Origin of the sequence: Lysinibacillus sp. K60 (genome assembly GCF_019731275.1) — a bacterium.
Lineage (GTDB): Bacteria > Bacillota > Bacilli > Bacillales_A > Planococcaceae > Lysinibacillus > Lysinibacillus capsici.
In genome coordinates this window covers 66141-87800 of the sequence record NZ_JAASJR010000013.1, presented here as the reverse complement: position 1 = coordinate 87800, position 21660 = coordinate 66141, and the positions used below count along the sequence as shown (strand labels likewise).

General features: G+C 37.4%; 20 protein-coding genes and 1 tRNA gene. 14 read left to right on the top strand and 7 right to left on the bottom strand.

Translation table 11 applies throughout. The features are described 5' to 3' along the window. Window positions 1-6: 6 nt before the first annotated feature. The 3 genes from opp3C to HCH28_RS21545 form a co-directional block, all read right to left on the bottom strand. Window positions 7-1035: an oligopeptide ABC transporter permease gene (gene opp3C / locus HCH28_RS21555; RefSeq protein ID WP_221683025.1), complete on the bottom strand. Its 1029-nt coding sequence runs from the start codon at window positions 1033-1035 to the stop codon at window positions 7-9. Window positions 1036-1038: 3 nt separating this feature from the next. After that, a complete protein-coding gene (opp3b, locus tag HCH28_RS21550; RefSeq protein ID WP_004224327.1) occupies window positions 1039-1962 on the bottom strand; it encodes an oligopeptide ABC transporter permease in 924 nt (307 codons plus the stop codon). 115 nt (window positions 1963-2077) lie between these two features. Next, window positions 2078-3169, bottom strand: a complete 1092-nt coding sequence (locus HCH28_RS21545) for an aminopeptidase P family protein (RefSeq protein ID WP_004224330.1) — start codon at window positions 3167-3169, stop codon at window positions 2078-2080. 143 nt (window positions 3170-3312) lie between these two features. Between HCH28_RS21545 and HCH28_RS21540 the strand changes: the two genes are divergently transcribed. The 6 genes from HCH28_RS21540 to tsaD all read left to right on the top strand — a co-directional run bounded on the left by HCH28_RS21540 (window position 3313) and on the right by tsaD (window position 6984). Beyond that, window positions 3313-3388: transfer RNA gene (locus HCH28_RS21540), tRNA-Asp, on the top strand. Window positions 3389-3856: 468 nt separating this feature from the next. Further along, window positions 3857-4195 carry a hypothetical protein gene (locus HCH28_RS21535; RefSeq protein ID WP_221683024.1) on the top strand — a complete coding sequence of 113 codons (339 nt, stop codon included), beginning with the start codon at window positions 3857-3859 and terminating at the stop codon, window positions 4193-4195. A 174-nt stretch (window positions 4196-4369) separates the two neighbouring features. Further along, entirely contained in the window at window positions 4370-4819 is a 450-nt protein-coding gene (tsaE, locus tag HCH28_RS21530; RefSeq protein WP_221683023.1) for a tRNA (adenosine(37)-N6)-threonylcarbamoyltransferase complex ATPase subunit type 1 TsaE, read from the top strand. Then, window positions 4816-5523 (top strand): tRNA (adenosine(37)-N6)-threonylcarbamoyltransferase complex dimerization subunit type 1 TsaB, encoded by a 708-nt coding sequence (gene tsaB / locus HCH28_RS21525; RefSeq protein ID WP_221683022.1) that lies wholly within the window; start codon window positions 4816-4818, stop codon window positions 5521-5523. Before tsaE ends, tsaB begins: the two co-directional genes overlap by 4 nt. Continuing rightward, window positions 5516-5968 (top strand): ribosomal protein S18-alanine N-acetyltransferase, encoded by a 453-nt coding sequence (gene rimI, locus HCH28_RS21520; protein ID WP_202342881.1) that lies wholly within the window; start codon window positions 5516-5518, stop codon window positions 5966-5968. Before tsaB ends, rimI begins: the two co-directional genes overlap by 8 nt. Next, window positions 5968-6984: a tRNA (adenosine(37)-N6)-threonylcarbamoyltransferase complex transferase subunit TsaD gene (gene tsaD / locus HCH28_RS21515; RefSeq protein WP_221683021.1), complete on the top strand. Its 1017-nt coding sequence runs from the start codon at window positions 5968-5970 to the stop codon at window positions 6982-6984. Before rimI ends, tsaD begins: the two co-directional genes overlap by 1 nt. A gap of 434 nt (window positions 6985-7418) precedes the next feature. Here the strand turns inward: tsaD and HCH28_RS21510 are convergent, their stop codons facing one another. Then, on the bottom strand, window positions 7419-9362 hold the full coding sequence (locus HCH28_RS21510; protein WP_221683020.1) for an ABC transporter ATP-binding protein: 1944 nt from the start codon (window positions 9360-9362) through the stop codon (window positions 7419-7421). A gap of 253 nt (window positions 9363-9615) precedes the next feature. Between HCH28_RS21510 and HCH28_RS21505 the strand changes: the two genes are divergently transcribed. The 3 genes from HCH28_RS21505 (at window position 9616) to tatC (ending at window position 11416) form a co-directional block, all read left to right on the top strand. Continuing rightward, window positions 9616-10251 (top strand): redox-sensing transcriptional repressor Rex, encoded by a 636-nt coding sequence (locus HCH28_RS21505; RefSeq protein WP_004224350.1) that lies wholly within the window; start codon window positions 9616-9618, stop codon window positions 10249-10251. 125 nt (window positions 10252-10376) lie between these two features. Further along, window positions 10377-10571, top strand: coding sequence for a twin-arginine translocase TatA/TatE family subunit (tatA, locus tag HCH28_RS21500; protein ID WP_004224351.1), 195 nt, complete (start codon window positions 10377-10379; stop codon window positions 10569-10571). Between the two features lie 20 nt (window positions 10572-10591). Then, window positions 10592-11416 carry a twin-arginine translocase subunit TatC gene (tatC, locus tag HCH28_RS21495; RefSeq protein ID WP_221683019.1) on the top strand — a complete coding sequence of 275 codons (825 nt, stop codon included), beginning with the start codon at window positions 10592-10594 and terminating at the stop codon, window positions 11414-11416. A 77-nt stretch (window positions 11417-11493) separates the two neighbouring features. Here tatC and HCH28_RS21490 read toward each other — a convergent pair whose 3' ends face one another. Then, window positions 11494-12258, bottom strand: coding sequence for a CPBP family intramembrane glutamic endopeptidase (locus HCH28_RS21490; protein ID WP_221683018.1), 765 nt, complete (start codon window positions 12256-12258; stop codon window positions 11494-11496). Window positions 12259-12429: 171 nt separating this feature from the next. On the opposite strand from HCH28_RS21490, the gene groES reads away from it, so the two are divergent. From groES to HCH28_RS21465, 5 genes are all read left to right on the top strand, one after another. Further along, a complete protein-coding gene (gene groES / locus HCH28_RS21485) occupies window positions 12430-12714 on the top strand; it encodes a co-chaperone GroES (protein ID WP_004224358.1) in 285 nt (94 codons plus the stop codon). 129 nt (window positions 12715-12843) lie between these two features. Then, window positions 12844-14475 carry a chaperonin GroEL gene (gene groL / locus HCH28_RS21480; RefSeq protein ID WP_004224361.1) on the top strand — a complete coding sequence of 544 codons (1632 nt, stop codon included), beginning with the start codon at window positions 12844-12846 and terminating at the stop codon, window positions 14473-14475. A gap of 311 nt (window positions 14476-14786) precedes the next feature. After that, entirely contained in the window at window positions 14787-15866 is a 1080-nt protein-coding gene (locus HCH28_RS21475) for a FecCD family ABC transporter permease (protein ID WP_221683017.1), read from the top strand. Window positions 15867-15870: 4 nt separating this feature from the next. Beyond that, on the top strand, window positions 15871-16632 hold the full coding sequence (locus HCH28_RS21470; protein ID WP_221683016.1) for an ABC transporter ATP-binding protein: 762 nt from the start codon (window positions 15871-15873) through the stop codon (window positions 16630-16632). A 10-nt stretch (window positions 16633-16642) separates the two neighbouring features. Beyond that, on the top strand, window positions 16643-17653 hold the full coding sequence (locus tag HCH28_RS21465) for an ABC transporter substrate-binding protein (protein WP_221683015.1): 1011 nt from the start codon (window positions 16643-16645) through the stop codon (window positions 17651-17653). 78 nt (window positions 17654-17731) lie between these two features. Here the strand turns inward: HCH28_RS21465 and HCH28_RS21460 are convergent, their stop codons facing one another. Next, entirely contained in the window at window positions 17732-18388 is a 657-nt protein-coding gene (locus HCH28_RS21460) for a 4'-phosphopantetheinyl transferase family protein (RefSeq protein ID WP_221683014.1), read from the bottom strand. Then, on the bottom strand, window positions 18385-21555 hold the full coding sequence (locus HCH28_RS21455) for a non-ribosomal peptide synthetase family protein (RefSeq protein ID WP_221683013.1): 3171 nt from the start codon (window positions 21553-21555) through the stop codon (window positions 18385-18387). The genes HCH28_RS21460 and HCH28_RS21455 overlap by 4 nt, the downstream gene beginning before the upstream one ends. Between the last annotated feature and the right edge of the window lie 105 nt (window positions 21556-21660).

The following is a 21660-nucleotide window of genomic DNA, read 5'->3' as shown; positions in this document are numbered from 1 at the left end:
ACCTCCTTATTTACGTACTTTTGGATCGAATGCATCGCGCAGTCCATCTCCAAGTAAATTGAAGCTAATCATAATTAAGCTAATAATAATAGAAGAAACAATCATGCCATGTGGGTAAATGCGCAATAGTTTATATGAGTCATTCACAATTGTTCCTAAGGAAGCGGTAGGTGGTTGTAGCCCTAATCCGATAAAACTAAGTAAGGCTTCTGTGAATATCGCGCCAGGTATAGTAAAAGTAGTAGCGACAATAATTGGGCCAAGTGTATTAGGAATTAAATGCTTCCAAATTAATCGTTGGTTACTCGCTCCGAGTGTTCGGGAGGCCAGTACATATTCATATGATTTGAGCTTTAATATTTGTGCGCGAACGATACGGGCCATGCTAATCCAGCCAACGATAACCATTGCGAGAGTAATAGAAATGATGCCGGGCTTCAAAATCAGAATAAGAAGAATATTGACTATTAACCCTGGAATACCAACTAATACTTCAATAATACGTTGCATGACATTATCAGTACGTCCCCCATAAAAGGCTGAGATAGCACCATAAGCAACACCGATAATTAAATCAATCGTGGCTGCGAGAAAGGCGATATAAAGTGAAATACGCGTGCCTTGCCAAATTCGTGTCCATAAATCTCGTCCTAATTCATCTGTACCGAACCAAAAATATTCGGTTATACCCTTTTTTTCGTATTGGTCCACGCCACGCCCATCGACACCATTCAAACCTAAGAAAGGCAAATATTCCAGAACGGGAACTTTTGGTGGTAGATTGGTGCGCGCAATGTTTTGTTCATCGTAGCCATGGCTATTCATAAATGGGCCGAAAACAGCTAATAAAATAACGAAAATAATAATACATAAGCCGACAATAGCTGCTTTATTTTTACGTAAACCACGCCATGCATCTTGCCAAAATGATTGCTCAGGTCGATGCACAATATCTGAGACCTTATCTGCTTGAGAGGCAGGTTCAAATAAATCGGCTGGATAATGCTTTGTGCCTTCAGTGATTTTGGTTGTCATAAATTATTCGCCTCCCGCTACACGAATACGAGGATCAATGAACCCGTATAAAATATCAATAATTAAAATGACACTGACAAATAAAAAAGCGTAAAAAATCGTTGTGCCCATAATTAGTTGATAATCATTTGTAATAATCGAATTAACAAATTGCTCCCCTAAACCAGGGATACTGAAAATTTTCTCAATAACAAGTGAACCAGTAATCGTATTCACAGTTAACGGTCCGATAATTGTAATGATTGGAATGAGCGCATTGCGAATCCCGTGTTTTGTAATAATATAAGCATTCGATAATCCTTTTGATTGAGCGGTTAAAATATATTCTTGGTTGAGTACCTCTAACATTTCAATGCGAGTAAAGCGGGCAATAGTTGCCACAACGCCAACTGCTAAAGCGATGGTTGGTAAAATCGAGTATTCAAAACCATTCCAAAAAGCAATTGGCAGCCAGCCGAGTTTAACACCAACCCAATATTGTAAAAAGCCTGCAAATACAAATGAAGGAATAGAAATACCGAGTACTGCTAAGACGGTTGCACCGTAATCAATCATGGTGTTATGTTTTAATGCTGCTACGATACCTAACAGTAAGCCGATAATAGTACCGACAAAAACGGCTTGGAATCCGAGAATAGCCGATGCGCCAATGCGTTCTTGAATAATTTTCGTAACCGGGCGATTATCAAAAACAAAAGAAACACCTAAATCCCCTTGAACAAGATTCGACAGGTAAATCCCAAACTGTACAGGTACTGGTTTATCTAGACCGTATTTTTTGTACAGTAATTCTTTTTGCGCTTCAGGTAACCGTTCATCGTTGAATGGAGAACCAGGTAGAGCTTTCATAAGTAAAAATGAAAGCAAGATGATGATAAATAACGTAATCATCATGAAGCCGATTCGGGTGAAAATGTAGCGAATCATGGAAATGACCTCCTACTAATTTAGTTTGTTGAATCTATTATTTTATTTGCAAGATTAGTGCCAAAAAAAGAGTAAACTCGAAAAATTCGAATTTACTTCCTTTGTGCTAGGCAGGTTATAAAATTTGTAATTCGCGTGGAAAAGTAGTCAACACTTCTGCTTTGCCAAGTTCATTGATGTAAACATTGTCCTCGATACGAACGCCTCCGTAATGGGGTATATAAATACCTGGTTCAATTGTAAATACCATACCAGTTGTAATTAAATCATTGTTTCCTGCATGGACAGAAGGTTCTTCATGAACTTCAATGCCAAGTCCGTGACCAACGCGGTTGTTGAAATAGTCGCCATAGCCCTTCTTTTCAATAACTGCTCTTGCAGCCAAATCTACTTGTTTTAATGGAATGTTAGCTTTTGCTGCTTTAATACCAGCTAGTGTCGAAGCTAGTACGGTCTCATATATTTCTCGTTGTTTTTCTGTCGCTTCGCCAATGACAAATGTTCTTGTAATATCAGAGCAGTAGCCATCTTTAATCACACCCATGTCAATCAGCACAAAATCTCCATGCTCGATTTTTCGCATACTAGGTTGACCATGCGGCAAGGCAGCATTTCCACCAGACAAAATAATCGAGGCAAAGGACTGGCCATCCGCTCCAAATTTACGCATTAAATATTCTAGCTCGGCAACAAGGTCTAATTCGGTCATGCCAATATGAATTTTTTTGATGCCCTCTGTCATCACCTGTTCAATAATATCAATGGCCACTTTCAGTTGATTGAGTTCATCTCGCGTTTTATGCAAGCGTTGCCTATTGACTAGTTGTTGAATATCTTTGACTTGTACATCTAAGGTACTTGTAAGCTCCAAATAGCGTGAAAGATTAAGTGCCTTTGCTTCCACACCAGCTGTTTGACCAAGGTTTCCTATGGTGCTTTTGACAACCTCAAATGGCATTTGCTCATCACTTATTGGTACAATGTGTTGAATATCAGTAACTTGTACTGCTGCTTCTAAATCTAAGGCAGGAACATATAATATTTCTTCATTTGTTTTGCTATTGAAAATAAGTGCCATAAAGCGCTCATGAGGATTAGATAAAAAACCAGTGTAATAAAAAATATTAGCTGGCGATGTAATGAAAGCTATATCCTCCTCAAGCTTTGATTTGAAAATTGCTCTACGAGTTTCGTAAATAGTAGACATATATTACCTCCTGATATATATTTTGTAGGTAATAATAGCATATAAACAAAAAAATAAAATATTATTGTAGAATTGTTCAAATTCTATTAAAAAAGTATTGCATTGTAGTATTTCTTATGATACATTTATAAATGTCTTAAAGAGGTCCCGTGGTGTAGCGGTTAACATGCCTGCCTGTCACGCAGGAGATCGCCGGTTCGATCCCGGTCGGGACCGCCATTTAAATTAATATTCCAGTCCTTATGATTTTACATCATAAGGACTTTTTTGTATGTGATTGGCGTATGGATCCAATTCATCTTTTAGGAGCTTATCAGTAAAATTAAATAGAAATAACATGACAAATGAATAACGTCGAAAGGATCATCACTGCCTAGTAGAAACACAGAGGCTAAAAGCATAACATTCTGTGAAGTATTTGAGACCAACTTCCCTTTATTATTCAATAAACAACATCTATTTCCCTAAAACATATCAATGCTGTCTAAAAAATGGCTTAAATCGCTTTGAAATGATCGATAGTATTGCCTTAAACATAACGAATTTCATATATTTAACATTATCTAAAAATAGTAAAAATTACCGATAAATGATAGCGTTTCTATAAGGTAAAATTAGAGGTGTTTCTGATATAAAGATTAGGGGTAAAAATGTAGAAGTAATCGGATTGGCTACGGAGGTGTTTAGATGAGCAAAGATTATTTTTTTAAAAGTATTTATTTACCTTTGCTTATTGGTTCCATGATAATGATGGTAGGCTGTGGAGATCCTATTATGGAGATTGAAGAATCAAATGCGTATCACTGGCAAAAAAATATGAGCGAAGTAGAATTTGAGAAATTAAAAAATGATATGTCATATATTGAGGTAGTAGAAGCAGCAGGCGGCGCAGGTAAAAAAATCAAAAATAATGAATATCGTTGGAATGATGAAATTTTGATGACACAGGCCTATATAGTGAAATTTAAGGATGATAAACTAATTGGCAAAGAAATCATAGCAGTGAAAGGTCATTCAAACAGATAAATAATTGTCACGTCTTTGTAAAAGAAGGCGTGTTTTTTTTATTTAAATGAGCTACCTGAATTAGGCTTTTTAACGAAGATAATCTAAGTAGGATATAATGATATGGGATGCTTTGAACATTTTCGCTAGTTTAGGTAAACTAGAGATAATGTAGTGATGAGAGGAAAAATGAGAATGTATGAAATAATCATGAATTCAGTTGATGATACAGAGCGGTTTGCCCTGGCACTTGCCAATTTACTAGAAGCTCAAGATACGATTACATTAGAAGGAGATTTGGGTGCAGGCAAGACAACGTTTACGAAGGCCTTAGCAAAAGGGCTTGGTGTGAAAAGAACGGTCAACAGTCCAACATTTACAATCATTAAACAGTATGAAGGACGTTTACCCTTCAATCATTTAGATGTTTATCGTTTGGCTGAAAGTGACGAGGACCTTGGTTGGGATGAATTATTTTATGGAGATGCCGTATCAGTGGTAGAGTGGGCGCATTTAATTGAACAGGATTTGCCACAGAATCGATTAGCGATAGAGATTTATCGAATCGGAGACAATGAACGACGATTCGTGTTCATACCTAGTGGGGAACGTTATGAGGCACTATGTGAGGAGCTAATGAAATGATTTGGTTAGGAATAGAAACAGCAAATACACCACTTTCCGTTGCTGTGGTGATGGATGGAAAAGTGGTAGCGGAGCTGGTACAAAATATAAAATTAACACATTCAGCAGGCGCAATGCCCGCTATTGAAGAGGTATTAGCAAGAGCAGGTTTGAAGGCAGGTGACTTGGATGTCATTGCAGTGTCTGAAGGGCCAGGATCGTATACAGGGGTCCGTATAGGTGTAACATTAGCGAAAACCCTAGCATGGACATTACAGATACCCTTAGTCGGTGTCTCTAGCTTAAAAGCATTAGCTGCAAATGCTGCCCTTTATAATGGATTAATTTGTCCAATTTTTGATGCAAGAAGAGACAATGTTTATACAGCAGTTTATCAAGGAGTGACACTAGAGGCTCTTGTGGAGGATCATCATACACATATCACTGATTTGTTAGAGCGTTTAAGGGCATTAGATGCACCTATTTTATTTGTAGGAACAGATGTGGGCATATTTTGGGATAACATTGTAGAGAAGCTTGGCGATAACGCTTTTCGTGCACCTTTTAGTCTTGACTTGCCACGTGCAACGGAAGTTATTCGTTTAGGAACTAAAGTGGAATTACCAAGTGTTGAAGCTACTCATCACTTTGTCCCACAATATAAACGAATTGCAGAGGCTGAAGCAAATTGGCTGAAAGAACAGAAGGAGAAAGAACATGAGTAGTGATGTAACTTATCGTAAAATGGTTTCTGATGATGTACCAGCAGTTTATGAAATTGAAGTCGCTTCATTTCCTGTACCTTGGACGTTGGATTCCTTTTACTATGAAGTGCATGAAAATCAGTATGCCCATTATGTGCTGGCTGTTGATGCAAGTGGAAGTATTATTGGTTTTTGCGGGATGTGGATGGTTATAGATGCAGCCCAAATTACGAATGTAGCTGTTATTGAGGCAGCGCGTGGACGAGGTATAGGCGAGGGATTAATGCGTGAGGCGCTGCAAATAGCTCGTTTACATGGAATGGAGGTTATGACATTGGAGGTACGAGTAACGAACACGGTTGCACAAAATCTTTATCGTAAGCTTCAATTCCAAGATGGTGGTATACGGAAAGGCTATTATACTGATAACGGGGAGGATGCCCTTGTCATGTGGGTGAATTTATAATGAATAATGGATTGATATTAGCAATAGAATCAAGCTGTGATGAAACAGCTGCAGCGATTATTCGAAATGGTCATGAAATCGTGTCGAATGTTGTTGCTTCTCAAATAGAGAGTCATAAGCGATTTGGTGGCGTTGTCCCTGAAATTGCATCACGCCATCACGTTGAACAAATTACGATGGTAATTGAAGAAGCATTAGCCCAAGCAAAATTAAAGCCGACAGATTTAGATGCGATTGCTGTTACAGAGGGTCCGGGTCTTGTAGGTGCATTGTTGATTGGCATTAATGCGGCGAAGGCTTTTGCCTTTGCAAACAACTTACCAATTGTAGGTGTACATCATATTGCAGGGCATATTTATGCCAATGCGCTTGTTCAGCCAATGGAGTTCCCTTTATTAGCACTAGTCGTTTCAGGCGGTCATACAGAGCTTGTCTATATGAAGGAACATGGCTCTTTTGAGGTCATTGGTGAAACACGAGATGATGCAGCTGGTGAGGCTTATGATAAAGTGGCGCGTGTTTTAAATTTACCTTATCCTGGTGGGCCACATATTGATCGTCTTGCTCATGAGGAAGGAGAGGCTGTTCCTTTTCCAAGAGTATGGTTGGAAGAGGATTCGTATGATTTCAGCTTTAGCGGTTTAAAATCAGCTGTCATCAATTATAAACATAATATGGACCAACGAGGTGAAGCTATTTCACCAACAGCTGTTGCCAAGGGCTTTCAAGAAAGTGTTGTTGAAGTACTGACTGCTAAAACATTACGTGCTGCTCGCGAATATCAGGTGAAGCAGGTTATTGCAGCTGGAGGTGTAGCAGCAAATAAAGGTTTGCGAATTTCTTTGGAGACTGTATTTGAAGAGGAAGGTATCCCGTTTTTTGTACCCCCGCTTAAATTGTGTACTGATAATGCGGCAATGATTGGCGCAGCAGCTATGCCGATGTTTGAGGCTGGTATTCGAGGAAACTTAATGATGAATGGACGTCCAGGAATGGAGTTAAAATCCTGGGTATAGTATAGGAAAGAGGTATCTATATTTTTAGATATCTCTTTTTTTAATTGTCGAATCATTGTTGATAAAAAAGAACCGTGCTAAGGGAATAGTCAATAGAAGCATCGCAATTGACAAATTTTTCAGAAAATTATCCACAGGTAAAGGAGGGAATTAAATGGCGAACACGCGTACTTATGCACAAATTGTTGATAACTTGTGTATAACTTGTGATTATTCAATATATAGTAGCTGGTTTTATACGATAGAATGTGGATAAAATAAATTTCTATTGTGGACAATGTGGAAAACTCTGTTGATATGTTGGTATTACTAGATTTATAGTGTGAATAAAACTGTGGGCATTTTTTGTCGAAAAATAGCACTTGACCAATATATATGAAAAATGAAGACAAGTAAAGAAAAAGCCATGTGACCTTTCACATGGCTTACATCCTTTACATACTAATATTTTCAAGTTCTTCATTTAACTCAAGCCATTCTAATTCTAATAGCTCATGCTGCTCTTTAGCAGTTGCTAATTCTGCTTGAAGCATTGAAATTTTTTCATGGTCGGTGAAAATGGCAGAGTCACAAAGAGCCTCTTCTAGTCTTGCAACAATAGCAGATGTTTCTTGCATCTTGCTTTCTAAATCTTCGATCGTACGTCTAATTTGACGTTCACGTTTTTTTGCTTCTTTATCAATTTTTGATGTAGTCGTTTTATCAGGCAGGTCTTGCTGTACTTGTGGTTGGGAGGCAGCCTTCATTTGTGCTAGCTCCAATAGTTCCTGCTTTTTCTCAACGTAATAATCGTAGTCACCTAAATATTCAAATGAACCCGTTCCAGATAACTCCACCACTTTCGTTGCGATACGATTAATGAAGTAGCGGTCATGTGAGACAAATAGAAGCGTACCAGGATAATCAATCAAGGCATTTTCTAATACCTCTTTGCTATCTAAGTCTAAATGATTGGTAGGCTCATCCAGAATTAGGAAATTAGCCTTTTGCATCATTAGCTTTGCGAGTGCAAGGCGTGCTTTTTCACCGCCCGATAAAGAGGATACAGCTTTATCCACATCTTCACCACTAAAAAGAAAACGCCCTAATACAGTACGAATATCTTTTTCGTTCATGAGTGGCCATTCATCCCATAATTCTTTCAGGACACTCTTATTGCTCGATAGCTTTGCTTGCTCTTGATCATAGTAGCCGATTTGTACATTCGTACCATAACGAATACTACCTGCAAGAGGGGATAAATCTTTTACAATTGTTTTTAATAGTGTCGATTTACCAACTCCGTTTGGTCCAACAAGGGCAATGCGATCCTCACGAAAAGTGCGAAGGTTTATCCCCCTAGAAATGGTACGATCGTTATAACCAATCGTTAATTCATCAACAGATAACACGTCATTTCCACTTTGACGTTCAATCGTGAAACCGAAACTAGCGGATTTCTCATCACCATCCGGCGATTCCATCCACTCTGTACGTTCAAGCATTTTACGTCGACTTTGTGCCATTTTTGTTGTAGAAGCACGTGCAATATTTTTTTGGATAAAATCCTCTAGCTTAGCCTTTTCATCTTGCTGACGTTCATAGAGTTTGACATCACGCTCATAATTTTTAGCTTTTTCATCTAAATATGCACTATAATTACCAGGGTATTTGGTAACGCGATGTCGGGATACTTCGTAGACAATAGAAACGACTTGGTCTAAGAAGTAGCGGTCATGGGAAACAATTAAAATAGCGCCTTCATAGCCCTTTAAATAGGATTCCAACCAAGATAGTGTTTCGATATCTAAATGGTTCGTTGGCTCATCGAGAATTAAAAGATCTGGTTTACTAAGTAAGAGCTTAGCAAGTGCTAAACGTGTGCGCTGTCCACCAGATAAGGAACTGATGGGTTTGTCATAGTCTTCAGAATAAAATTGCATACCATGAAGGACTGAGCGTATGTCTGATTCATATTGATAGCCACCTGCATCTTTAAACGTATGCTGTAATTGATCATATTCCGACATAACCTTCGCATACATAGTAGGGTTTTCATAGACAGTAGGATCAGCCATTTGTTGTTCAAGTGAGCGTAGCAGCTGTTCTTGGGCTAAAAGAGATTCAAATATAGTCATCATTTCATTCCAAATTGTTAGCGTAGAGTTTAATCCTGCATGTTGCTCTAAATAGCCTATTTGAATATCCTTTGGGATAATGATATCACCTGAATCATAAGACATTTGACCAGCAATTATTTTTAATAAAGTAGATTTACCTGCACCGTTTCGTCCTACTAAGGCAACACGGTCACGGTGTTGAACTTCTAATTTAACACCACTTAAAATTTCATCTGCAAGAAAGGATTTAGTTAGTTGATTGACCTGTAAAACAATCATTCTTGACACCTCAATTCTACCTTAGTGTAATGGATGAACGATTTGCATGCAATGTCCGTGCTTTACTTATTCCTAGCAGTCATGTAAGATTGAAACGATTTCTTTTTAGTTAGCTGCGTATAAGGCGCCATTAACTAAAGAGAAATACAGCAGGGGATTGCAAAAATGTTGTATATTGTTAAGGATGAATGTATTAAAATTAGTAGTTAAAGACAGTAAAATTGATGGAGGTACATCATAAGGAGGAAAAAGTTTGAAACAAGAATTAAAAATTCCACAAGCCACTACAAAAAGACTTCCTCTTTACTATCGATTTATTCAAAACTTTGCACAAGAAGGTATGGAACGTATTTCGTCGAAGGAATTGAGTGAAGCGATGAAAATAGATTCTGCAACTATTCGCCGTGATTTTTCTTATTTTGGTGCACTTGGGAAAAAAGGTTATGGCTACGATGTGCAGCATCTATTACAATTTTTTAGCCAGACGCTTGATCAACATGAAACGACAAAAGTAGCGTTAATTGGTGTGGGGAATTTAGGCAGTGCATTATTAAAATATAATTTTCAAAAAAACCATAATACACATATTGTGGTAGCATTCGATTCAAAAGCACCGAAGGATGGCAAAATGATCAGTAACATTCCGGTTTTTCATCCAGATTTATTGGAAGAAAAATATGCAGAATACGGTGCAGAGCTTGCTATTTTAACCGTTTCACCACGCTCCGCTCAAAAAATGGCGGATCGCTTAGCTGCCATGAATGCAAAGGGAATTTTAAACTTTACGCCAGAGCGATTAACAGTACCTGATAGAATGCAGCTTTTAACCATCGATTTATCGGTAGAGTTGCAAGCGCTTATTTATTTAATTCGTAATCAGGAAGAGTGATTCTTTACATAGCGTGTTTAGGCTGTTGTGGTGAATAGCAAGACGTAAAACTTTCACATAATATTAGTTAGCCAAATTATCGAAAGTGAGTTAAAATGTAAAATATATAAGAGGAGGTGGCTGTAATGGGTATCGGTCCTATGAGCCTTATCATTATTGGAATTGTAGCAATTTTAATATTTGGCCCTAAAAAGTTACCAGAGTTAGGGAAAGCTATGGGTTCTACACTGCGTGAATTTAAAAATGCTACTAAAGGGTTAGCAGATGATGATGATAATGATAAAAAGAAAGTCATCGAAGTAAAAAACGATGATAAGTAACTGAAGGATGTCTTTCTAATATGAATGCAAACAACCAAACTGTCATTGAGCATATAGAAGAATTAAGGAAACGACTTTACTTTGCAGTCGTTTTCTTTGTTATTGCGGTGGCTGGAGCGTTTTTTTTGGCGGAGCCGCTTATTCATTTTTTACAAAGCAGTGAAACCGCACAGAGTTTCTCTTTAAACGCGTTCAGAATAACAGACTCTATAAAAATTTATTTTCAAATGATTTTTTATATAGCCTTATTGTTGACGTCTCCTATTATTCTATATCAGCTATGGGCCTTTATTTCACCAGGACTATATGAAAAGGAACGTCGGGTAACATTAAGCTATATACCCTTTACATTTATCTTATTTGTAGCTGGAATTGTTTTTTCATACTTTATTTTATTTCCATATGTATTGAACTTTATGATTGATTTATCTGACCGTCTAGGTGTACAACTAACAATTGGAATTAATGAGTATTTCTCGTTTTTATTTCAAATCACCTTACCTTTTGGATTTGTTTTCCAATTACCAATTGTACTCCTATTCTTTGCACGTTTGGGTATTCTAAATCCACAAGTTATGACAAAGAACAGAAAATATGCTTATTTCGGACTTTTTGTCATTGCGGCTATGATTACACCACCAGATTTAATGAGTCATTTAATCGTAACAGTACCAATGTTTTTACTCTATGAGTTTAGTGTTTGGGTAGCGAAAATAGGCTATCGCAAATATTTAAAATCTGAAGAGATCCGTTTAAAAGAAGAGCAGGAAGCAGAACAAAAGCGTCAGATTGAAGAGGCACTTGAGCAGCAACGACGACAAATAGAAGAATTGAATCAACAGTAATAAATAAAGCTCGGTGCCCTAAATGGGACACCGAGCTTTTGTGTTATTTTTGCAGCTTACAATCGCTTTACAAAAATTTATTGCATTTTTTCGAGTTCTTGAAGAAACTTTTGCAATGGTTCCGCATAGAATTGTACAAGTGTCACAAATCCATTAAGCATGACGTGTGCAATAATAGACGTCCAAATGCGTTTTGTTTTGTGATATAAAAAGGCGAAGATTAAACCACAAATGGTATAAAGTAAGATATGAGAGAAGTCGAAGTGGATAATCGCAAAGAAAATGGCACTTACAATTGCTGCCACCCAGAAATTTGTTTTTTGGACAAGCGAGCCAAAGATTACTCTACGGAAGACGAATTCTTCTAAAATTGGCCCGAATACAACAATTGCTAATATGGCAATGGGAGCACCTTTAGCTATTGCGACAATATCAGCAGTATTTTGTGAGCCTCCTTCAATACCGAAAACAGCCATCTCAATAGCTGCACCAATCATTTGTCCAAAGAACACTAGAAAGAAGCCGATGATTCCCCACACAATTGTTAGAGGTATCGTTTCTTTTTTTCCTTGATAAATGTTCCAAAATGCTTTATCTCGAGATGTAAGGATTAAGCTTAAAATGAGCGCTACCGCAAAACTTAGGGCAATATACCAACCTTGAGTAATAGGAGCCGCTTGTTCAGAAGCTAAACCAGTTACCTTCATGATGAGCTTATGGAACGGTAAGAGCAACCATCTGCTAGAGATTTGCATCAAGATATAAATCAGCAAAACATACAGGGCTGTTTTTTTATGTTTCGTTACTTTTTGAGAATTAGTCACAATCAAAATCCTTTCCATTCATATGCTTCCTTTCTATTGTAGAGGAATATGGAAAGAAAACAAAATTTTTTGAAGTTCTGACTTGCAAAAAAAAGAGTGATTGATTATCATAATAATTGTGTTAGCACTCATTGATATAGAGTGCTAATAAATATCAACAATTATTTAATTATTAGGAGGTTGTTTCACTTGTTAAGACCACTAGGAGATCGTATTGTAATTGAACTAATCGAGGTAGAAGAAAAATCTGCATTCGGTATTGTACTACCTGACTCTGCAAAAGAAAAACCACAAGAAGGTAAAGTAGTAGCAGTTGGGACAGGTCGTGTATTAGAGAACGGGCAACGTGTAGAGCTTGACGTTAAAGTTGACGACCGCATTATTTTCTCTAAATACGCTGGCACAGAAGTTAAATTTGAAGGTAATGAATACCTAATTTTACGCGAAAGCGATATTCTTGCAATTATTGAATAAGAACATTAAAGGCACCTTACGTAAGGTGGATGCTTATTGTTTGCATAACAAATGTGACAATAAGGTGAAATTGTTATAAATATATTGAAGAAGCTTAACGAATATTCCATTTCAGGAGGGTAAATTCTCATGGCAAAAGATATTAAATTCTCAGAAGACGCTCGTTCATTAATGTTACAAGGTGTAGATAAATTAGCAAATGCAGTAAAAGTAACATTAGGACCAAAAGGACGTAATGTTGTTTTAGAAAAAAAATTCGGTTCACCACTTATTACAAATGATGGTGTGACAATTGCTAAAGAAATCGAACTAGAAAACCCATACGAAAACATGGGAGCAAAATTAGTAGCAGAAGTTGCTTCTAAGACAAACGAAATCGCTGGTGATGGTACAACTACAGCAACAGTATTAGCCCAAGCAATTATTCGTGAAGGCTTGAAAAACGTTACAGCTGGCGCAAATCCTGTAGGTATCCGTAAAGGTATCGATAAAGCAGTTGCTGCAGCACTTACTGAATTACATGCTATTTCTCGCCCTGTAAGCAATAAGGAAGAAATTGCACAAGTTGCTGCCATTTCTGCTGCAGATGATGAAGTTGGACAACTAATCGCTGAAGCAATGGAACGCGTTGGTAACGATGGAGTTATTACAATTGAAGAATCAAAAGGCTTCACAACAGAGCTAGATGTAGTTGAGGGTATGCAGTTTGATCGTGGTTATGCTTCTCACTACATGGTAACGGACACAGATAAAATGGAAGCGGTTCTTGATAACCCGTACATTTTAATTACTGATAAAAAAATTACAAACATTCAAGAAGTATTGCCATTATTAGAGCAAGTGGTACAACAAGGTCGTCCACTTTTAATGATTGCTGAAGATGTAGAAGGTGAAGCTCTTGCAACACTTGTTGTGAACAAACTTCGTGGTACATTCAATGCTGTAGCAGTAAAAGCACCAGGTTTCGGTGATCGACGTAAAGCAATGCTTGAAGATATTGCTATCCTGACAGGTGGACAAGTGATTACAGAAGAATTAGGCTTAGATCTAAAATCAGCTGATATTTCTGCACTTGGTCGTGCAGCAAAAGTTGTTGTAACTAAAGACAACACAACAATCGTTGAAGGTGTAGGTGGAGCAGACGCAATTGAATCACGCATTGGTCAAATCCGTGCACAACTTGCAGAAACTACATCAGAGTTCGATAAAGAAAAATTACAAGAACGTCTTGCAAAATTAGCAGGTGGTGTAGCAGTTATCAAAGTTGGCGCTGCAACAGAAACAGAGCTAAAAGAGCGTAAACTTCGTATTGAGGATGCTTTAAACTCGACTCGTGCGGCTGTTGAAGAAGGTATCGTATCAGGTGGTGGTACTGCTCTTCTAAACGTCTATGCAGCAGTAGAAAAAGCGGCTGAAGCAGTAGAAGGCGACGTATCCACAGGTGTGAAAATCGTTCTACGTGCTTTAGAAGAACCAGTTCGTCAAATTGCTAATAATGCAGGTCTTGAAGGCTCAATTATCGTAGATCGTCTAAAACGTGAAGAAGTTGGCATTGGTTTCAATGCAGCAACTGGCGAATGGGTAAACATGATGGAAGCAGGCGTAGTAGACCCAGCAAAAGTAACTCGCTCAGCTTTACAAAATGCAGCATCAGTTGCAGCTCTATTCTTAACAACAGAAGCGGTTGTAGCAGATATCCCTGAAGCAGCACCAGCAATGCCAGATATGAGCGGCATGGGCGGTATGCCAGGAATGATGTAAGATTTAGCTTAGCCTATAAGCACAATTTAGCAAGTAAATATAACCACTTTCCATAATTTTATGGAAAGTGGTTTTTTATTTGGATTTCTTATTAGAACAAAGTTTAATTGAAAATCCCTAAATTTTCTCTTTTGAAACAATAATCTTGGTGAATCAAAACCCGCCATTAGTGGAATGTTCATCTACTAAATGTATGCATAATCTATAATTAAAAATTTTCCTGTTGTTTTTCAGTGGATTATCACTTACAATACAAAATGAAAATGATAATCGTTATCATTAACAAAAGTTTAATAGATAGAGGTGAAATTTTGGATAGACAGGAAGCTAACAGAATAGGAATGGGCAATATTTATTATGTTATTATCTTGCTTTTAATAGTCTCTATTTTAATATCTGCCGTTTTTTCTGTATCAATAGGACAAGTCAGCATACCTTTTAAGCAATCGATGGATATTTTGCTACATACTATATCCAATGGAAAACTTGGAACACTTGATAGTGTGGAAAGTGAATCCTATTTGAATATTATTCTACAGGTTAGAATGCCGCGTGTGGTTTTTGCCTTATTAATTGGTGTCGGACTTGCTATGTGTGGGGCTGTCATGCAGGCGGTTGTCCAAAACCCGCTTGCTGATCCATACATACTTGGTATTTCTTCAGGAGCGTCATTAGGTGCAACCTTTGCTATTCTAGTTGGTTTTGGGAGTAGTGCATTGTTAGCACAATTTGGAGTAGCCTTTGGTGCATTTGTAGGGGCGATGATTACCTCTATGGCAGTGCTTATCTTATCCAGCATTGGAGGTAAAGCAACCTCTGTAAAATTGGTTTTATCAGGGGTTGTTATCGGTGCATTATGTAGCTCGTTTTCAAGCCTTATCATCTTTTTCGCCAATAATGCAGAGGGTATCAAAACTGTTACGTTCTGGTCTATGGGAAGTTTAGCATCTGCCAGCTGGGACAAAACACCAATTTTAACAATCGTGATTGTACTAGGAGCTGCATTATTCCTTTTCCAACATCGTGTGCTAAATACAATGCTACTTGGGGATGAATCAGCTATCACCTTAGGGATCAACTTAAGTGCGTATCGTAAATTGTATATGATTCTTACCTCGCTTATTACAGGAACGATGGTCGCTTATGCAGGTATGATCGGCTTTGTTGGTTTAATTATTCCACATATCACGAGGGGTATTTTTGGGGCAGATCACAAACGATTAATGTTAGGAACATTGCTCTTAGGAGGCCTTTTCATGATTTGGGCGGATATTCTGTCTAGAACATTAATCCAAAATGTAGAATTACCGATTGGTATTATTACTTCTGTCATAGGATCACCATTATTTATCTATATGATTGTAAAAAAAGGTTACAACTTCGGAGGGTAGAACAATGGAATTAGTAGCAAAGGAAATAGAAGTAAAAATCGGCAAAAAGGAAATTGTAAAAAACATATCCATTCATGTGAATAAGCAACAATTTGTGGGCTTAATCGGACCAAACGGATGCGGAAAATCAACTTTACTGAAAAGCATTTATAAAAGTCTAGTACCTCAAAAAGGGATGGTCTTCTTAGATGATTTAGATGTTTTAAAAAGCCCCGAAAAAAAGATTTCTCAGCACTTAGGTGTAGTTGGACAATTCAATGAAATGCACTTTGATTTAACCGTTCAACAAATGGTGATGTTAGGAAGAACACCTCATAAAAAAATGCTAGAGTCAGATAACCAAAAGGATTTTGACATCGTAGAAGAGGCACTGACAAGAACAAACTTACAATCTTATAGAGAGCGCAGTTTTCTTTCACTATCTGGGGGCGAAAAGCAACGGGTTATTTTAGCAAGAACGATCGCCCAGCAGCCTAAATTTATGATTTTGGATGAACCAACAAATCATTTAGATATTCGTTATCAAATTGAAATACTATCCTGTGTAAGAAGTTTAAAAATCGGTGTTTTAGCAGCTCTTCATGATCTAGAAATGGCAGCACATTACTGTGATTATCTTTATGCAGTAAAAGATGGTGAAATCTATGCACATGGTACACCCCAAGAAGTTTTAACACCAGAAACAATCGAAGCTTTATATCATATAAAATGTAAAACATTTACTAATCCAGTGACGAATGGATTAGGCTTTGCATATGGACTGTAGGAGGAAAAACATGAAGAAAAAATTATTATTAGGAATTGGTTTAGCGGCTTTGTTAACATTAACAGCCTGCGGTAACACATCAAAAGATACATCTAAGGAAACACAAACAAAAGAGCATTATCCACTGACAATTGAGAACTTTACAAAGGCTGAAGGTGGATCAACATGGGAAAAGAAAGATCAAGTATTTGATAAAGCACCTGAAAGAATTATGGCAAATACACGCCCAGCTGCAGAATTATTATTACATCTAGGATTAGGCGATAAAATCGTTGGTGTTGGTGCAAACTTTGGCGCAGTTGATAAATCTGTTGAAGAAGAGTATGCTAAGCTAAATATTTTAAGTGATGAATATGTTGGGAAAGAGGTTACATTAGGTACTGATCCTGATTTAGTATTTGGTCGTGGTGGCTTATTTGATAATGCTGAATGGGGAGTAGGGACAGTAGACTCTCTTAATGAAATGGGTGTAAAAACATATGTTTTAGAGTCATCCGTAACAGGCGGCACGTATGATTCTATTTATAAAGATATAAAAAATATTGGTGAAATTTTTAATGTTCAAGACAAAGCAGATAGCTTTATTAAAGAATTAAAAGGTCGACAACAAGATATTTCCTCAAAATTAGAAAGTATAAAAGAAGAAAAAACATTTGCCTATCTGCATACAAATGATCCAAAAGAGCTTTTTGTTTATCCAGCACACGATGAAACATTCTTTAATGATGCATTCAAAATGGTTAAATTAGATAATATTTTCAAAGATGAAACAGGCGATGTAAGTGTTGAAACATTAATTGCAGCAGATCCAGATGTATTAATTCTACCAAACTGGGATGGTTCTGATTTGACAAAAGTACGTGAAGATATTTATGCGAACCCTAAACTTTCCAGCATGAAGGCTATTAAAAATAAACAAATGTATATTGTAGATTACAATTATATGTTTGGCTATGGCTATAACACGATTGATGGAATGGAAGCATTAGCAAAAGAAATGTATCCAGACTTATTTAAATAAAACAAAAAGCGCTGTCCTAGCGGGTCGAATAAATGACACGTTAGGGCAGCGTTTTCTTATTACGGATGATAATTATTGTTATGACTGTAGAAGCTGCTCTTTATTTAATATTGTGGTTATTAACTTAGAATTTTTATTGTTCCAGCAGACGCATACAGGATGTTGCGGATCGAGATAGAATAAATGAGTAAAAAGGTCTTTCCTTGTTTTTTTTATGTTGGTGGTATCAAGCAAATATGGCGATAAGTTTGGCAATAAGCCTGTTTTAAAAAGAGCCTCTTTTAAAGTCCAAAACTCATAAAAAACATGTAAAGGCTGATGAAAGACCAATTGACGCTCTGTCTCAGATAGCGCATATACCATCACATCTTCACTCACTGGCTTTATTTCTTCAACATCAATGCCCACTCGTCCGATAGTGGTGACTGCTAACACGATCCAATTCCCAGAATGAGAGAGATTAAAATCTCCCTGCCAATGAGGGTGTCCTGCAATATATGGGCGCCCAAATTCATTTTGAGCTAGATATAACAGAACTTCATCTATATAGGGAATGAGTGCCCATCTAATAAGAATGCTACCTAGCAACGCTCTTTGCTGATCCTGCCAGTGCTTGTATTGCTGAACTTTTCTTTGCACCTCACAAGGGAGTACTTTAAGGAAAGCATCCCGTTCTGACGGTGCTAACTGTACTCCTAGAGGAAGTGCAAATAACTGTATAGTTTGTTTTATCATCTTATATTGACTTGTTTTGGTTCTGGAAAGTAGCCTGTATCAATGCCATATTGAATCATTCTGTGAATAAAGGCTTTATTTGGTGCCGCACATTCAATCTTGGTATGAGCTAAAAATTCTATCGTTTTTTTGCAATTGAAGATAAATGGGGAGTCACTTGCTCCATCACCTTCAAGCTGCGCAATGGCTAACGATAAATACTCCTGTACACCTTTTGAATGATCACCATTTAATAGCCAATCTGTATACTCTTGTGTTGAAACAATTGTTAAGTCATAACCAACTTCCTTAAGCATATCGATTAATTCTAAATAAGTAAGCGATACAGGGTTACATAAATGGAAGACATGGCCGTTGGTTGCTGGCTGGCTGGCCAAAGAAACCAGTGCCTGACTAGCATAATTGATTGGTGTGAAGTCAACATGCCATTGTGCAGTAGGTGTTTTACCTAAATAAAGCATTGATTTAATCATACGGTAAAAGGCATTGTCATCGATATTACGTTGGAATTTACCTGTTTCAGAATGACAGCTTAAATTTCCTACACGATAAATGGAGACAGGGATTGCATCCTGTACAGCGTTTCGAACAAGGTTTTCTGCTTCTAGCTTACTTTGAGTATAAACATTATCAAGCTTTACATTGTAATTGAAGTTACCTTTTGCTTCATTTGGTCCCCATTGTATGGCGGCTAGCTCCTCTGGAATGCCAATTGTCGATACATAATGGAAATGCACACCTGGTTTCTGTTTGGCTATTTCAAGCAAGTAGCGAGTTCCATTCACATTGACATTATTAAAATGATCAGCTGCACCGAAATGACGTACGTCTGCACCACAATGAATGATGGCATTAATTTCTTTCATAATGATTTGTTCATCTTTATCAGATAAATGAAGACGTTGCTTGCCTAAGTCACCTTGGATAACAGTAATACGATCCTTCATCTGCTGAGCAATGGTATTGCCAAAGTAAAATTGCATACTCTCTCTTAGTTTGTCTTCAATCGTAGTTTGGGTACTTGGTCGAATAAGGCAATATATGTGCGCAGTTGTTGTTGCTAATAGCTCATATAATACATGACTACCTAAATAACCTGTAGCTCCTGTTAGTAATACCGATGTCATTGGCAAGGGCTTCACGTTTTGGGAGACTTGTAGAGGACTAGGCTCCATTAAGTCCTTGAATATAATGTTTTTGGCGGGTTCTTTTTGATCTTCAATCGCTTCTGGTTGATAATTGCGAATATAATGATCCAGTTCAGCAATCGTTTGATATTGGAAGAAATCCTGAATCTTTAAGAATGGTATATGTTTTTTCACTTGTACAAGAATCTCGAGCACTTTTAGCGAATGCCCTCCGATATGAAAGAAGTTATCGTGAATGCCAATTGGCTCAATACCGAGTACAAATTCCCATGCAGTAGCAAGCATACGCTGTGTATCATTTTCTGGGGCAATATATGTAGTATTGCGTGATAAAGTTAGTTCCAATGAAGCTAAGTGTTTTCGATCAATTTTTCCTGTAGGGGATAACGGCATTTCTTGCAATTCGATAAATTGCTCTGGCACCATATAATCTGGTAAAAGATTTGCTAAGTAATCCCTTAAAAGACTCTCCTCAAGCTGCATTCCACTTGCCACCGTATAGTAGGCAAATAAATGATTATTTCCATCAGCCATTTTCTTCGCAATGATCACAGCTTCCTGAATGCTCGTATGATTGCTCAATACTGTTTCGATTTCGCCAAGTTCAATACGGAAGCCTCTTACTTTAATTTGAGAGTCTTTACGTCCAACAAATTCAATGACACCTGTTGGCAATAGTCGAACTAAATCACCTGTTCGATACATTTTTTGATCTGGCTTTAAGAGATGAGGTACAAATACTTCAGCCGTTTTTTCAGGCTGATGTAAATAACCTGCTGCTAAACCAGCACCAGCAATACATAATTCTCCGATTTCATTAACGGGACATAGCTGATCGTCCGTATTAATAACATACATTTCATAATTGGCGATTGGTCTACCAATGGGGATACTAGATTGCATGTCTGTTATCTGACTTTTCACCTTAAAATAGGAGGACAAGACTGTACACTCAGTTGGTCCATACACGTTAATAATTTCGGTAGAAAGTCCAAATTTGTCTTGCCATTTTTGAACAATGGCAGGCAATAGGGCTTCACCACCTACAGATAAATAATTTAATGTCGAAAGCTTTTTTCTATAGCTTACTGGTAAATGTGTAGCTAGCTGTGTAAAGAAAGCATTTGGAACAGTAGCGGTCGTTACTTGCTCACGGTCGATCATATCAGCAAATGCCTCAATGGACACACGCTCTATACTTGTAAGCATATGAAGTCTTGCCCCTGAAAATAAAGCAGTAAAAGTTTCTGTTATAGAAGGATCAAAGCTAAAAGAAATAAACTGGGAATAAACATCTTCTTTAGTTGAATGGTAGATTCGTTGATTATCTGTTATTAAATTAATGACAGCTTCATGCTTAAGCATGACGCCTTTTGGCTTACCTGTTGAACCAGATGTATAAATAATATAGGCTAAATCGGAGGGAAGAAGTTCACATTGGATATTTTCCTGTGAATACCCTTGCTCCATTTGGTTGATTGTAAACACTGTGCGTGTTTGGGAATCATTATGTATAAAATCATTCAGTAGAGCTGTATGTTCGTTTTTCGTTATGATAAATGGAGCACCTGTATCGTTTAATAGGTACTGACAACGTTCTTTTGGATAGCTCGGATCAATGGGAACATAAACTCCACCAGCTTTCAGGATACCTAACAAACTAATGACGGTTTCTTTACTACGTTCCATAACTATCGCTACATAGTTTCCTTTTTGCAGACCGTTGGCAACTAACATATGAGCAACTTGGTTGGATTGTTCATTTAGCTGACGGTAGGTAAGTCTTCCACCTTCATAGGATAATGCAATTCGTTCCGCAAATTTTTGTGCTGCCTGATAAAATACGTCAGGTATTGTGGTGTTTTGATTATAGTCAGCTATTGTACGGTTTAACGTTTGATATGCGAGTAAGTCTTCTCCGTTTAATAATTGTGTACGATTGGATGGTAGCGTTTGTTGGTCAAAAGAATACGTATTATTCTGTGATGGGTGTACATCAAATTCTTGTTTATTATTCAATTATGACAACTCCTATTTTAGAAAAGGGCCGACACCTATGAAGGAGTGATTAGCGTCATTAGGTCCACAGTAGTGAATCGATCTGTGAGAAACTAACGGACATAA